10 protein-coding genes are annotated in these 13,841 nt (G+C 67.0%); 6 read left to right on the forward strand and 4 right to left on the reverse strand.

Annotated features, from left to right (window positions below; genetic code table 11):
• Positions 1–10: 10 nt before the first annotated feature.
• On the forward strand, positions 11–2,827 hold the full coding sequence (locus AC56KL_RS04350) for an Hsp70 family protein (protein WP_497178905.1): 2,817 nt from the start codon (positions 11–13) through the stop codon (positions 2,825–2,827).
• A 353-nt stretch (positions 2,828–3,180) separates the two neighbouring features.
• Here AC56KL_RS04350 and AC56KL_RS04355 read toward each other — a convergent pair whose 3' ends face one another.
• The gene (locus tag AC56KL_RS04355) at positions 3,181–3,795 is read right to left on the reverse strand and encodes a TetR/AcrR family transcriptional regulator (protein WP_497178906.1); all 615 of its coding nucleotides are present in this window, start codon (positions 3,793–3,795) and stop codon (positions 3,181–3,183) included.
• A gap of 107 nt (positions 3,796–3,902) precedes the next feature.
• Here AC56KL_RS04355 and AC56KL_RS04360 point away from each other — a divergent pair, with 107 nt between their 5' ends.
• Positions 3,903–4,028 (forward strand): hypothetical protein, encoded by a 126-nt coding sequence (locus AC56KL_RS04360; RefSeq protein ID WP_497178907.1) that lies wholly within the window; start codon positions 3,903–3,905, stop codon positions 4,026–4,028.
• Positions 4,029–4,447: 419 nt separating this feature from the next.
• The gene (locus AC56KL_RS04365; protein ID WP_497178908.1) at positions 4,448–5,092 is read left to right on the forward strand and encodes a PRC-barrel domain-containing protein; all 645 of its coding nucleotides are present in this window, start codon (positions 4,448–4,450) and stop codon (positions 5,090–5,092) included.
• 206 nt (positions 5,093–5,298) lie between these two features.
• On the opposite strand, the gene hrpA is transcribed toward AC56KL_RS04365, so the two are convergent.
• The gene (gene hrpA / locus AC56KL_RS04370) at positions 5,299–9,423 is read right to left on the reverse strand and encodes an ATP-dependent RNA helicase HrpA (RefSeq protein WP_497178909.1); all 4,125 of its coding nucleotides are present in this window, start codon (positions 9,421–9,423) and stop codon (positions 5,299–5,301) included.
• Positions 9,424–9,604: 181 nt separating this feature from the next.
• On the opposite strand from hrpA, the gene argA reads away from it, so the two are divergent.
• Both argA and AC56KL_RS04380 read left to right on the forward strand, forming a co-directional pair.
• Positions 9,605–10,918, forward strand: a complete 1,314-nt coding sequence (gene argA, locus AC56KL_RS04375) for an amino-acid N-acetyltransferase (protein WP_497178910.1) — start codon at positions 9,605–9,607, stop codon at positions 10,916–10,918.
• A 65-nt stretch (positions 10,919–10,983) separates the two neighbouring features.
• Positions 10,984–11,259, forward strand: a complete 276-nt coding sequence (locus AC56KL_RS04380; RefSeq protein WP_497178911.1) for an oxidative damage protection protein — start codon at positions 10,984–10,986, stop codon at positions 11,257–11,259.
• Positions 11,260–11,385: 126 nt separating this feature from the next.
• Here AC56KL_RS04380 and AC56KL_RS04385 read toward each other — a convergent pair whose 3' ends face one another.
• Both AC56KL_RS04385 and rpiA read right to left on the reverse strand, forming a co-directional pair.
• Positions 11,386–11,730, reverse strand: a complete 345-nt coding sequence (locus AC56KL_RS04385) for a hypothetical protein (RefSeq protein WP_497178912.1) — start codon at positions 11,728–11,730, stop codon at positions 11,386–11,388.
• 14 nt (positions 11,731–11,744) lie between these two features.
• Complete coding sequence (gene rpiA / locus AC56KL_RS04390) at positions 11,745–12,422, reverse strand: ribose-5-phosphate isomerase RpiA (RefSeq protein WP_497178913.1); 678 nt, start codon at positions 12,420–12,422, stop codon at positions 11,745–11,747.
• Between the two features lie 176 nt (positions 12,423–12,598).
• Between rpiA and AC56KL_RS04395 the strand changes: the two genes are divergently transcribed.
• Positions 12,599–13,840: an efflux RND transporter periplasmic adaptor subunit gene (locus AC56KL_RS04395; protein ID WP_497178914.1), complete on the forward strand. Its 1,242-nt coding sequence runs from the start codon at positions 12,599–12,601 to the stop codon at positions 13,838–13,840.
• The last annotated feature ends 1 nt before the right edge of the window (position 13,841 follow it).

The following is a 13,841-nucleotide window of genomic DNA, read 5'->3' on the forward strand; positions in this document are numbered from 1 at the left end:
TGACCCCGCAGTGAATCAGTACCTCGTCAGCATCGACCTGGGCACCACGAACACGGTGCTCGCCTACGCCCGGCCCGGCGCGCCCGATGTCGAGCTGTTGGAGATCGAGCAACTGGTGGCGCCCGGCGAAGTTGCCGCTTCGCCGCTGCTGCCCTCGATGCGCTACCACCCCGCCGAGGGCGAACTCGCTTCCGGCGAACTCCAGCTCCCGTGGATCCAGCAGGACCCGGCCGGCGTCGAGCGCGTCGCCGTGGGGCGCCTGGCGCGCGTGCTCGGCGGGCAAGCGCCGGGACGGCTGGTGGCCAGCGCCAAGAGCTGGCTGTCCCATGCGGGCGTCGATCGCATGGCCGCCATCCTGCCCTGGGGCGCCGGAGACGCGGACGTGGCCAAGGTATCGCCGGTCGCGGCCAGCGCCAGCTACCTGGCGCACCTGCGCGCGGCCTGGAACGCGCGCTTCCCACAGGCGCCGCTGGAGCGCCAGCAGATCGTCCTCACCGTCCCTGCCTCGTTCGACGAAGGCGCGCGTGCGCTCACCCTGGCGTCGGCGCGCATGGCCGGCCTGCCGGAACTGCGCCTGCTGGAAGAACCCCAGGCCGCCCTCTACGACTGGCTCTACCGCCACCGCGCCACCCTGGCCCGGGACCTGGCGCACACGCGCCTGGTGCTGGTGGCCGACGTCGGCGGCGGCACTACCGACTTCAGCCTGGTCAAGGTCGGGCTGGACGACGGCGGCGAGCCGGCGCTGACCCGCATCGGCGTCGGCAACCACCTGATCCTCGGCGGCGACAACATGGACCTGGCGCTGGCGCACCTGGCCGAGTCGCGTCTCGGCAACCCCGAGCGCCTGTCGGCCGGCCGCATGGCCCAGCTGACGGAGCGCTGCCGCGCTGCCAAGGAACAGCTGCTGGCCCCCGACGCACCGGAGCAGGTCGGCGTCACGCTGCTCGGCGCCGGTTCGCGCCTGGTCGGCGCCAGCCGCTCGGCCACGATCACGCGCGAGGATGTGCAGCGCATCGTCCTCGACGGCTTCTTCCCGCCGAACGAAGCGCAGGAACCCGCCAGGCGCGCGAGGGCCGGCATCGTCGAATTCGGCCTGCCGTATGCGAGCGACCCGGCCGTGACGCGCCACCTCGCCGGGTTCCTGCGCCAGCATGCGGCCGCTGCGCGTGAAGCGCTCGGCAAGGCGGACGACACCGGGAATGACGGAAGGCTTCCGGTTCCCGACGCCCTGCTGCTCAACGGCGGCGTGTTCCGCGGCGCGGCCCTGGCGCGGCGCCTGGCCGAGGTGCTGTCCACCTGGCGCGGCGCACCCGTCCAGGTGCTGCACAACGAGGATCCGGACGTCGCGGTGGCGCGCGGCGGCGTCGCCTATTCGCTGGCGCGCGCGGGCCAGGCCCCAGGCATCGAAAGCGGCTCGGCGCGCAACTACTACCTGCTGCTGGACGCGCAGCAGTCCGGGGACACGGTACGCGCGGTCTGCCTGCTGCCGCGCGGCGCGCCCGCCGCCGAAGAAATCCGCCTGGCGAGCCGCAGCTTTGCCCTGCGCCTGGGGCGGCCGGTGCGTTTCCACCTGGTGTCCATGACGGGCGATCCCGGCGGCGTGCCGCCGCAGCCCGGCGACCTGCTGGACCTGCCGGCCGCCGACATCGTGCGCCTGCCGGCCATCTCGACAGTCTTGCGCAGCAGGCGCAGCACCGATATTCCGGTGCAGCTGGCAACCGTCCTGTCCGAAGTCGGCACGCTGGAAGTGTCCTGCGTCGCCGAAGAAGACGCAAGCCAACGCTGGCGTCTCGAATTCCAGCTGCGCGGCCAGGAGGACGAAGAGCCGGTCGAGGAGGCTGCGCTGCCGCAGGAACTCGATGAGGCCATCGCCCTCATCGACCGCATCTTCGGCAACCGCTCGCAGCAGGTCGACCCGCGCGAGGTGCGCCAGCTGCGCGCCGCGCTCGAGCAGCTGCTGGGTCCACGCGAACGCTGGACCACGCCGCTGTTGCGCCGCCTGTTCGACGCCCTGCTGGCACGCGCCAAGGGACGGCGCAGGTCGGGCGAGCACGAACGCGTGTGGCTGAACCTGGCCGGCTACTGCCTGCGTCCCGGCTTCGGCCATCCGCTCGACGCGTGGCGCATCGAGCAGCTGTGGGCGCTGTTCGAGCCAGGGCTGCAGTACCACAAGGACGGCCAGGTGCGGGCCGAGTGGTGGACCCTGTGGCGCCGCGTGGCCGGCGGCCTGTCTACCGAAGCCCAGCTGCGCCTGCTCGACGACTTCGCCTTCAACCTGCAGGCCGATGCGTCGGAACGCGGCCGCCGTCCGGTGACGCTGGTCGACGGCACCGAGGACGACATGCTGCGCGTCGGCGCTTCGCTGGAACGCATTCCGTCCGCCTACAAGGCCGAGATCGGCGACTGGCTGGTCCAGCAGATCATGGACATGCCGACCGGCGCCAGGATCGACGCCCGCGCCGCGGCCCGCTACGCACGCTACCTGTGGGCGCTGGGCAGGGTGGGCGCCCGCCAGTCCTTCCACGGCGCCGCGCACGAAGTAGCCCCGGCCGCGTCCGCGGAAAGCTGGCTCGGCAAGCTGTTGCAGCTCGACTGGAAGCGGATCGAGCCGGCCGGCTTTGCCGCCGCCCACATCGCGCGCATGACCGGCGACCGCTCGCGCGACATAGGCCAGGCGATGCGCGAGGAGGTGCTGCGCCGCCTGTCCGCCAGCGGCGCTCCCGCTGCCTGGCCCGCCATGGTGCGCGAGGTGGTCGAACTCGACCAGGCTGTCGAAACCCGCATGCTGGGCGACGCGCTGCCGCCGGGGCTCAAGCTGCTGCGCTGATCATCGCGCAGCCTGCCGTGCAACTGCGAGACCACGCTGATCGTAGGGTGGGCGGCTCCACCCGATGCGATGAGCCGCCTGCGACACCTGCGCCGCCCGCGCGTTCAGCTCACGGAAGCGCGGTGGCAGCGCATTCTCTTCGAGCCGCGTCAACAAAACACGAAATCCTCATTCGACTTCGGCAACGCGCACATCACCTTGCGCAACCCTACCCACGCGAACCCGGCGACGGGGAATACCAGCAACCAGAATGCAGACATGATCGACTCCTTCAGCACAGCTTGTTTTCGCACACCCGTGCGAAATAAGTTGAGAAAAAAGGACAGGCGTGGCCTGTCCGGTTCAGTGACACCCTATTCCAGGTCGTTGAAACTCTTGTACGTCGATATCAGGCGGTTGAAGGCCCGTTGCGCCCGCCGCGGCACCGCGTTCGCACGCAGGAAGCGCGCGTCGTGCATCACGCCGATGGCCAGGCTGTAGATCTCGAACACCAGCTGCTCGGGTTCGGTATCGGGCCGCAGCTGCCCCGCCTCCATCGCCTGCAGCACCGTCTTGCGCAGGGAGGCGCGCCAGCGGTTCACGCCGGCTTCGATGCGGTCGCGCAGCGGACCCGGCACGTCGTCGAACTCGAAGGCGCCGGCCGTGTACAGGCAGCCTCCCCGCGCCGTCTCGTTGCCGATCTTCCTCAGCCACAACTCGACCTGCAGGGTCAGGCGCGGCAGGCCCTTGGCCACCTGCAGGGCAGGCATGAACACTTCCTCGCTGAAGCGGCGGTCGTATTCGTCCAGCACCGCCGCCTGCAGGGCCTCGAGCGAACCGACGCGCGAGAACACGCCGCTCTTGCTGATGCCGGTCCGCTTGGACAGCTCGCCCAGCGAGACCTTGCCGATGCCCTCGCTGGACGCCATGCCGTAGGCGGCGTCGAGGATGGTCGCGTAGGTGGCTTCGCTTTTGGAAGTGGTGTTCATGCGCACACTTTAGCACAGGTGTGCGAAACAACAAGGAGTTTTTGTCATGCCTGTACCAGGGCGGGACCAATGCGGGAATCTGGAGAGGCGTCGTGCGGGAGATACAAGTGAAGCGTTTGGCAGACGGCCGGGCCGGCGGCGGCCCCGTGCTGGCGTCGATGGCGGATGCCTCGCCCTTCGCCACCGGACGCGCCTGTGGCGTGACTGCCCGCAGCGGCATCGGATGGGCCTGAGAGCGCGCCGGTCCTGAGACTGGCGCGGGCCGGGGCCGGCCCGCGCGCTGCGCCCCGGTTCAGCGGCGGCCGAACCAGCCCAGGCGGGCGAAAACGGAACTGAACAGGGTGCCTGCCGAGCGCGTGGGGATACGTTTGCTGAACAAGCCGGTGTAGTTGCAGCGGGAATTGACGGTCATCTCTTTTCTCTCCGAAACATTACTTGGCACAATAACCACGCGCCAGCTATTGTTCTGTACGCTAGCTCGCATAGCGCGCACGCAGCTTGTCTCCTGCCGCGCGCGCCCTCGCACGATTGCGCCATATCATGCGACCAGTGGGGTTGCGCCCTACCCTTGACGGGTGAGCCGCCCTGCTTCGTGGCCAACCAACGACCTAGGAGGTGTGCGATGAGCTACGCAGATCGTGATAAATATGGCATGTACAAAAACGTCCGCAACACTGGCCCGGGGCCTGCGCTGATGGGTGCGGATACCCTGATCGGAGACAGCGTCGTCAACGCTGCCGAAGAAGATCTCGGCGAGATCAAGGAAATCATGCTCGACATGCAGACCGGCCAGGTGGCGTATGCCGTGCTGGCCTTCGGCGGCTTCCTGGGCATGGGCGAGAAGCTGTTCGCCGTGCCCTGGCAGGCGCTGCACCTGGATACGGACAACAAGCGCATGGTACTCAACGTCGAAAAGGAACGGCTCAAGAGCGCCCCCGGCTTCAACAAGGACGCCTGGCCGGACATGAGCGATATCACCTGGGCCGACAGTATCCACAGCTTCTATGGCACCGACATCAATCGCCTGGGCGCACCGTCGATGGGTCCGGCGCTTCCGATCCGCACCATGCCGGGCAGCACGGGAGCCGGCTCCACGATGGGCGGCGCCGTGGGCTCCAGCATGGGCGCAGGGCACGCAGGGAGCGGCGGCGGCGCCGGCAGCAGCGTGGGCGTCAGTGTCGGATCGGGGAGCCTGCATGGCGACTCGTATGGCGTCGGCGGCAGCCCCGATCCGCGACCGGGGCATGATGGAGACGATAAGGACCTGAGCCGGATTCGCGGCAGCAATATCGGCTGACAGCGCAAGCGTGAAGGCCTCCGTAGCGTGGGCGCGGGAAAACAGTCCAGTGGACTGTTCTCCCGCCCACGCGTTTCGACCACCGGAGCGCAATCACATCCCGCGATGAAATGTCGGGCTTTGGCCGACATGCGACACAGCGCGTGAATACGTGCTTCAGTTGAACGCGTGGGCAGAATCTGCCCAGCCTACGAAACCCCGCTGCATTAGCGAATCATCGACTCCCACACCTTCTGCAAGCGCTTGGCCGACACCGGCATCGGCGTACGCAACTCCTGCGCGAACAGCGACACCCGCAATTCCTCCAGCATCCAGCGGAACTCCAGCATGCGCGGATCGTTGTTCTTGCCCGCCTGGTTCTTGAGCGTACGCTGGAACTGGCTGGCCGCGTTCTGCCACTCCGCCATCAGCTGCGCGTCGCGCGAAGGATTGCCGCGCAGCTTCTCGAGGCGCACGTTGATCGCCTTCAGGTAGCGCGGAAAGTGCGCCAGCTGGCTGTACTCGTTGTCCGCGATGAAGCGCTTGTGGATCAAGCCCTGCAGCTGCGACCCGATGTCCTGCTGCACCGCCGGCGCCAGGCTCTGGATACGCTTGGGCATGCCATGGAACTCCGCCAGCACCGAGCCTACCAGGCGCGCGATCTCGTTGATCAGGAGGCCGATGCGGCCCTTGCCTTCGTCCTTGCGCTTGTTGAACTCGCCGGAGTTGACCGGCAGCGGATCCTGCAGGCAGGCGATGTCGATCGCCTTGGCGATGATCTGGTCGCGCAGCTCTTCCTGCGTGCCCACGCTCATGAACTGCATGCCCATGCCCTGCAGGCCGGGGATGTTCTTTTCGGCGAACTTGAGCTGGTCCTTCAGCTGCAGCGCGAACAGGCGGCGCAGGCCGATCCGGTGGGTGCGTGCCGCGACGTTCGGGTCGTCGAACACTTCCAGGTCGCAATGCGTGTTCTTGTCCACCAGGGCCGGGAAGCCGATGAGGGTCAGCTTGCCTTGCGTGATCTCCAGCAGTTCCGGCAGCTCGCCGAAGCTCCAGGTGGTCAAGCCGGTGTGCTGGACCGCGCCTGCGGCCGCGCCAGCGCCAGGCGCCGCGTTCGATGCCTGGCTGCCCGGTTTCGTCACCGGCGCATTGCCCTTCCCTTTTGCCGGCACGGCAGGCGCCGGGGCGGCCTGCAGCTTCGCCGGCGCCGCCGTCGGCGTCGCTTCCGCCATCTTCTGGAAGCTCTCGCGCGCCTGTCCGCCCAGCTCGGCCTGCAGGGTCGCCAGGTTGCGTCCCATGTCCAGCTGCCGTCCGTGCTCGTCGATCACCTTGAAGTTCATGAACAGGTGCGCCGGCAGCGTCTCGAGCTTGAAGTCGCCAGTGAGCACGCGCGCACTGGTGTGCATGTGAATGTCGGCGATCAGCGCGTCGACCAGGTCGCCCTTGGCGAAGCGCAAGGGCTCCTGGTGGCGCTCGAAGAACCTGGCCGCATAGTCCGGCAGCGGCACGCAATGGCGGCGCAGCTTCTGCGGCAGCGATTTGAGCAGCAGGTGCACCTTCTCCTTCAGCATGCCCGGCACCAGCCAGCCCGCGCGCTCTTGCGGAATCTGGTTGAGTGCGAACAGCGGCACGGCGAGGGTCACGCCGTCGCGCGGGCTGCCCGGCTCGAAGTGATAGGTCAAGCCCATCTCGATGCCGGTGACGTTCATCGTCTTCGGGAACAGCTCGGTGGTGACGCCGGCCGCCTCGTGCCGCATCAGCTCTTCGCGGACCAGGAACAGGAGCTTCGGATTGTCGCGCGACGCGTCCTTGTACCACTTCTCGAAACCGGCGCCGTTCACCACCGTGTCGGGGATTTCCTTGTCGTAGAACGCGGCGATCAGCTGCTCGTCCACCAGCACGTCCAGACGGCGCGATTTATGCTCGAGGTTCTCGATCTCGCGCACCAGCTTGTGGTTGTGCGCAAAAAAGGGCGCGCGCGTTTCGTAGTCGCCCGCCACCAGCGCGTCGCGGATGAAGATCTCGCGCGCCTCCACCGGGTTGTGCTGGCTGTAGTTGATGCGGCGGTTGCTGTAGACGACGATGCCGTACAGGGTGGCGCGCTCCAGCGCCGTCACTTGCGCCTGGCGCTTTTCCCAGCGCGGCTCGCCCCACGACTTCTTCAACAGGTGCGCGCCGATCTTCTCCACCCACTCCGGCTGGATCTGCGCAATGGTGCGCGCATACAGGCGCGTGGTCTCGACAAGTTCGGCCGCCATCACCCAGCGTCCCGGCTTCTTGGCGAGGTAGGAACCGGGCCAGATGTGGAACTTGATGCCGCGCGCGCCCAGGAATACCGGCTCGTCCTCGGCCTTGAAGCCGATGTTGCCCAGCAGGCCGGTGAGGAGCGCCAGGTGCAGCTGGTCGTAGGTGGCCGGGGCGGCGTTCAGGCGCCAGCCCTGCTCGCGCGCCACCGTCAGAAGCTGCGAATGCACGTCGCGCCACTCGCGCAGGCGCAGCTGCGACAGGAAGTTGGCGCGGCAGTTCTCCTGCAGCTGGCGGTTGGTTTTCTTGTGCTCGATCGCGTCCTCGAACCAGGCCCAGATCTTCAGGTAGCTGAGGAACTCGGACTTCTCGTCGGCGAACTTCTTGTGCTTCTCGTCGGCCTGCTGCTGGTACTCGACCGGGCGGTCGCGCGGATCCTGCGTCGACAGGGCCGACGCCACGATCAGCATCTCGGTGAGGCAGTCGTTGTCGACCGCTGCCAGGATCATGCGGCCCACGCGCGGATCGAGCGGCAGCTTGGCCAGCTTGCGGCCGAGGCTCGTCAGCTCGTTGGCGTCGTCGACCGCGCCGACTTCCTGCAGCAGCTGGTAGCCGTCCGCGATCGCGCGGCCCTGCGGCGGCTCGATGAAAGGGAAGGTCTCGACGTCGGTCAGGTGCAGCGACTTCATGCGCAGGATGACCGCCGCCAGCGAGGAGCGCAGGATCTCCGGGTCGGCGAACCTGGGGCGCTTGTTGAAATCGTCCTCTTCGTACAGGCGGATGCAGACGCCGTCGGCCACGCGGCCGCAGCGGCCGGCGCGCTGGTTGGCCGAGGATTGCGCCACCGGCTCGATCTGCAGCTGCTCGACCTTGTTGCGGAAGCTGTAGCGTTTCACGCGCGCCAGGCCGGTATCGACCACGTAGCGGATGCCCGGAACGGTCAGCGAGGTTTCAGCCACATTCGTCGACAGCACGATGCGGCGCGCATTGGTCGTCTTGAACACGCGGTCCTGCTCCTCGACGGACAGGCGCGCGAACAGCGGCAGGATCTCGACATGCGGCGGATGGTGCTTGCGCAGGCTTTCCGCGCAGTCGCGGATCTCGCGCTCGCCCGGCAGGAACACCAGCACGTCGCCCGAGCCGATGCGGCACAGCTCATCGACCGCATCGACGACGGCATCCATCAGGTCGCGCTTGTCGCGGGCTACCTGTGCCTTCGGAGAGGGTTCGCCCGGCTTCGGCTGGGTGGCGGACACCGGGTCGCGGTCCACCGGCCGATAGCGCACTTCCACCTTGTACAGGCGGCCCGAGACCTCGATGACGGGCGCCGGCTTGCCCGGCGTGCCGAAATGGCGCGAGAAGCGCTCGGCATCGATGGTCGCCGAAGTGATGATCACCTTCAGGTCCGGACGGCGCGGCAGCAGCTGCTTGAGGTAGCCGAGCAGGAAGTCGATGTTCAGGCTGCGTTCGTGCGCTTCGTCGATGATGATCGTGTCGTAGGCGCGCAGCAGCGGATCGGTCTGGGTCTCGGCCAGCAGGATACCGTCGGTCATCAGCTTGACCGACGCGCCCTTGTGCAAGGTGTCGTTGAAGCGCACCTTGAAGCCCACGTGCTCGCCCAGCGGCGAACCGAGTTCCTGCGCGATGCGCTTGGCGGTGCTCGACGCGGCGATGCGGCGCGGCTGGGTGTGGCCGATCAGGCCCCTCTGGCCGCGGCCCAGCTCCAGGCAGATCTTCGGCAGCTGGGTGGTCTTGCCCGAACCGGTTTCGCCGGAGACGATGACCACCTGGTTGTCGTTAATCGCCTTCGCGATCTCGGCGCGGCGGCCGGACACCGGCAGGTCTTCGGGGAAGGTAATCGGCGGGAGCGGATTGCGGAAAGGAGGCGTGCGCGCATCCGCGCCGCGCTCCTGCTCGCGTGGCGCGCGCTCGCCGCGTTCGCGTGGCGGCGCATCCGGCCGATCCGGTGCACGCTGGGGCCGCGGCTGCCCGCCGCCCTGCCCGTTCGCCGGACGCTCGCCATGCTCCTTGCGCGGCGGCGCAGGTGCCCGGCGCGGCCCCTTGTCCTCGGGCCGGGTCTGCAGTTCGCCATCGCGCGTCTGCGTCATCGGCTGTCGCGTCTGCGGCGCACGCGTTTCGTCCTCCGGCCGCCGGGTATCCGTATCGGTGGCGGAAGGGTTCCGGGAAGCAGTGCGCGCCTGCTGCTGCGAAGGCTTGTTACTCTGTTCAGACATTGATTTTTATACGGTATTTGGTGCGCACAACGCGCAGCGAATTATAATGCGGCAAATGGAAAATCCTACCCAATTCGTCCAGTGGCTGCGCTCCGTCGCGCCATACATTCACACCTTCGGCGGCAAGACCTTCGTCGTTGCCTTCCCGGGCGAACTGGTGGCATCCGGCGCCCTGCCGGTGCTGGCCCAGGACCTGTCCCTGCTGCTGGGCCTCGGCATCCGCCTGGTGCTGGTGCACGGCTCGCGTCCGCAGGTGGCCGAGCAGCTCGCCCTGCGTAACGTGGAAGGGCGCTTTCACAACGGCATCCGCATCACCGACAGCGCCGCGCTCGAGTGCGCGAAGGAAGCCGCCGGCGAACTGCGTCTCGACATCGAAGCCGCTTTCAGCCAGGGGCTGCCGAACACCCCGATGTCGCATGCCCAGATCAGCATCGTCTCGGGCAACTTCGTCGTCGCCCGCCCGCTGGGCGTGATCGACGGCACCGACTTCGAACTCACCGGCGTCACCCGCAAGATCGCCGCCGACAAGATCCAGCCGATCCTGCAGACCGAGGACAGCCTGGTGCTGCTGTCGCCGCTGGGCTTCTCGCCCACCGGCGAAATCTTCAACCTGACCATGGAAGACGTGGCCGCCGAGGCCGCGATCGCCCTGCACGCCGACAAGCTGATCTTCATCACCGAGACCTCGATGATGAGCGACGCGGCCGGCGCCGAGATCCGCGAACTGTCCTCGCACCAGGCCGAGGCCGTGCTGCAGGCCGGCTTCCTGCCGCCTGACGCGGCCTTCTACCTGCGGCACGCCGTCAAGGCCTGCAATAGCGGCGTCGACCGCGCGCACATCGTGTCTTTCGAGATGGACGGTTCCGCCCTGCTGGAGCTGTTCACCCACGACGGCGTCGGCACCATGATCAGCCACGAAAACCTCGAAAGCCTGCGTCACGCCACAATTGAGGACGTCGGCGGGATTATCAAGCTGATCGAGCCGCTCGAAGCTGACGGCACCCTGGTCTACCGCGGCCGCGAACTCATCGAGCGCGAGATCGACCAGTTCTCCGTGATCGACCACGACGGCGTGATCTTCGGCTGCGCCGCCCTGTATCCGTTCCCGGAGGCGAAGATGGGCGAGATGGCCTGCCTGACGGTGAGCCCGGACGCCCAGACCCAGGGCGACGGCGAGCGCATCCTCAAGCACATCGAGAACCGCGCCCGCGCGGCCGGCCTGACCAAGCTGTTCGTGCTGACCACGCGCACCGCGCACTGGTTCAAGAAGCGCGGCTTCGTACCGGCCACGGTGGACGACCTGCCGAAGGACCGCCAGCACATGTACAACTGGCAGCGCCGGTCACAGGTTTTCATCAAGACCCTATAATAGAGCTTTACTGCGTGCCGGCCCGACCCGCACGGCTTGAATAACAGGATTACAGGAGCACTACCATGGCCCGCACCGTCCAATGCATCAAACTGAAGAAGGAAGCCGAAGGACTGGACTTCCCGCCGGTACCAGGCGAAATGGGCAAGAAGCTGTACCTGTCGGTTTCGAAAGAAGCCTGGCAGGCATGGCTGAAGCACCAGACCATGCTGATCAACGAGAACCGCCTGAACCTGGCGGACGACCGCGCGCGCAAGTACCTGGCGACGCAGATGGAACGTCATTTCTTCGGTGATGGCGCTGCCGACCAGGCGCAGGGTTACGTGCCGCCTGCGGCCTGATTCATTTGTAGGGTGGTCGGCTCCGCCGACCGCGCGTTCAAGCACGGGATGCGTCGTCGCGATGCATGTGTGATTTGGACGCGCGGTCGGCGAAGCCGACCACCCTACGTCCAACTAAGCTGCCAACTACATCTTCACGCACTGGCGCAACTCACAGCGCGCCATAAATACCTTCCCATCCTCGCAACGCATCCGGTAAACCTCCACCGGCCCTTCTTCCGTCACGAGCCCGGCGCCCTGCCCGCCCGTGCAGCCCTGCCCCTTCGCCATCCTCTCGACCGTCGCCGACGACACGCCGATCCGGAACGGCACGCGCTCGATCGGCGTGCCGCTCGGGTCGAGCAGGGCCGGCGCCGCCGGCCTGGCCGCCGCGACCGGCGCAGGCGCCGGCTTCATCCCGCTCTTGAACAGGGTACAGCCGCCCAGCAGGACGGCCACGAGGACAGGCAAAGAGGCCAGCGCATGCTTCATCGTGCGTTCTCCGCTCAGAAAACCAGGGTCTTGACGCCTTCCGGAGTACCCAGCAGGCACACGTTCGCGCCCGCCTTGGCGAACAGGCCGACGGCGATCACGCCGACCATCTGGTTGATCCGCTCTTCCATTGCCACCGGGTCGCTGATCGACAGGCCGACCACGTCGATGATTTCGCCGCCGTTGTCGGTAATGAAGGCTTCGTCCGAACCGGCCTTGGTACGCAGCCGCGGCTGGCCGCCCAGCGCCGCCAGCTGGCGCATCACCGAGGCGCGTGCCATCGGGATCACCTCGACCGGCAGCGGGAACTTGCCGAGCGTATCGACCAGCTTCGAGCCGTCCGCGATGCAGACAAAGCGCTTCGCGACCGAGGCCACGATCTTTTCGCGCGTGAGCGCCGCGCCGCCGCCCTTGATCATCGCGCCGCTGGCGGTGATCTCGTCGGCGCCGTCGATGTAGACCGCCATCGAGCTGACTTCGTTCAGGTCGAACACGGGGATGCCGTGACCGCGCAGGCGGCTGGCCGTCGCTTCCGACGAGGCCACGGTGCCCTTGATGCGGTCCTTGATCCTGGCCAGTTCGTCGATGAAGAAATTGGCCGTCGAGCCGGTGCCGACGCCGATGATCTCGCCGTCCACCACGTAATCGATCGCGGCGCGCGCCACGGCTTGCTTGAGTTCGTCCTGGGTCATGATGCTGTGAATGAGAAGTTGGAGGAATGGGGGAAGGCGCCATTTTAGCGGATTGCACCGTTCGCCCCCCGAAAACGACGCTTCGTCACACCGTTTCGACCGTCGATGCGCCACGCATTGCCAAGCTTTTATCTGTACATCACACTAGTCTTTCCGTAAGCAAATAGAACAACACAATGAAACTCTTGACGAAGAAGCGGATTGCGATCGCCGCTGGCGTGATCGTGGTGGGCGGCGCGGCCGCAGCATGGTGGATGCCGAAAGGCGAGCCGGAGGTGCCGCCGTCGAAGTACCGCAGCGCGCAGGTCGACATGGGCGCCATCAACCAGTCGGTCACCGCCACCGGCACCATCAACCCGGTGGCGCTGGTGAACGTGGGCTCGCAGGTGTCCGGCACCGTGGTCGAGCTGAATGCCGACTTCAACGACCGCGTCACCAAGGGCCAGGTGCTGCTCAAGCTGGACCCGACCATCTTCAATGCCCAGATCCGCCAGTTCGAGGCCAGCCGCGCCTCCGCCCAGGCCAACCTGAAGCTGGCCGAAGCCAACTACCAGCGCAACCAGCAGCTCGTCACGCAAAGCTTCGTCTCCAGCACCGCGCTCGACGCCAGCCGCCGCGAGATGGAGGTGGCCCGCGCCAACGTGCAGCTGGCCCAGGCCCAGCTCGACCGGGCTAGAGCTGACCTGAACAACAGCGTGATCCGCTCGCCGATCGATGGCGTGATCATCAAGCGCACCATCGACCTGGGCCAGACCGTGGCCGCCTCGTTCAACACACCGAACCTGTTTCAGATCGCGCGCGACCTGACCAAGATGCAGATCGACACCAGCGTGTCGGAAGCCGACGTCGGCGCCCTGAAGGACGGCCTGCCGGCGCGCTTCGTCGTCGATGCCTATCCGGACCGCGAATTCCACGCCACCATGCGCCAGTTCCGCCTGGCCGCCAACGTGGTGCAGAACGTCGTCACCTACAACGTGGTGCTCGATGTCGACAACAAGGACGAGCTGCTCAAGCCCGGCATGACGGCCCAGGTGCGCCTGGTGGTGGCCCATCGTCCCAATGTGCTGCGCATCCCGACCACCGCCCTGCGCTTCCAGCTGCCGGAAGAAGAGCAGGAAAAGCTGCGCAAGAAAGAGCAGGAGCAGGAACGGCAGCAGGCCGGCAAGGATGCGAAGCTGCGGCAGGTAGCGCAAATGACGCCGCAGCCGGGCCAGGAAGACGACATCGCCTTCCGTACCGCGAGCGAGACGGCGCGCCAGTACAAGGTGTACCGCCTGGACGCCAGGAACCAGCCGCAGCCCGTCGACATCCGCGTCGGCCTGTCGAACTTCCGCTATACCGAAGTCGTGTCGGGCGGCCTGAAGCTGGGCGACCAGATCGTCACGCGCGCCCTGGCGAAACCGCAAGAAGACGAGTGAG

Source organism: Telluria sp. ZB4P34 (assembly GCF_059686055.1).

Bases quoted from the DNA above. Each gene is read 5' to 3' on its own strand.
- AC56KL_RS04380 (WP_497178911.1), top strand. From the start codon at position 10,984: ATGGCCCGCACCGTCCAATGCATCAAACTGAAGAAGGAAGCCGAAGGA.
- rpiA (WP_497178913.1), bottom strand. From the start codon at position 12,422: ATGACCCAGGACGAACTCAAGCAAGCCGTGGCGCGCGCCGCGATCGAT.
- argA (WP_497178910.1), top strand. From the start codon at position 9,605: ATGGAAAATCCTACCCAATTCGTCCAGTGGCTGCGCTCCGTCGCGCCA.
- AC56KL_RS04355 (WP_497178906.1), bottom strand. From the start codon at position 3,795: ATGAACACCACTTCCAAAAGCGAAGCCACCTACGCGACCATCCTCGAC.
- hrpA (WP_497178909.1), bottom strand. From the start codon at position 9,423: ATGACGCAGACGCGCGATGGCGAACTGCAGACCCGGCCCGAGGACAAG.
- AC56KL_RS04365 (WP_497178908.1), top strand. From the start codon at position 4,448: ATGTACAAAAACGTCCGCAACACTGGCCCGGGGCCTGCGCTGATGGGT.
- AC56KL_RS04385 (WP_497178912.1), bottom strand. From the start codon at position 11,730: ATGAAGCATGCGCTGGCCTCTTTGCCTGTCCTCGTGGCCGTCCTGCTG.
- AC56KL_RS04395 (WP_497178914.1), top strand. From the start codon at position 12,599: ATGAAACTCTTGACGAAGAAGCGGATTGCGATCGCCGCTGGCGTGATC.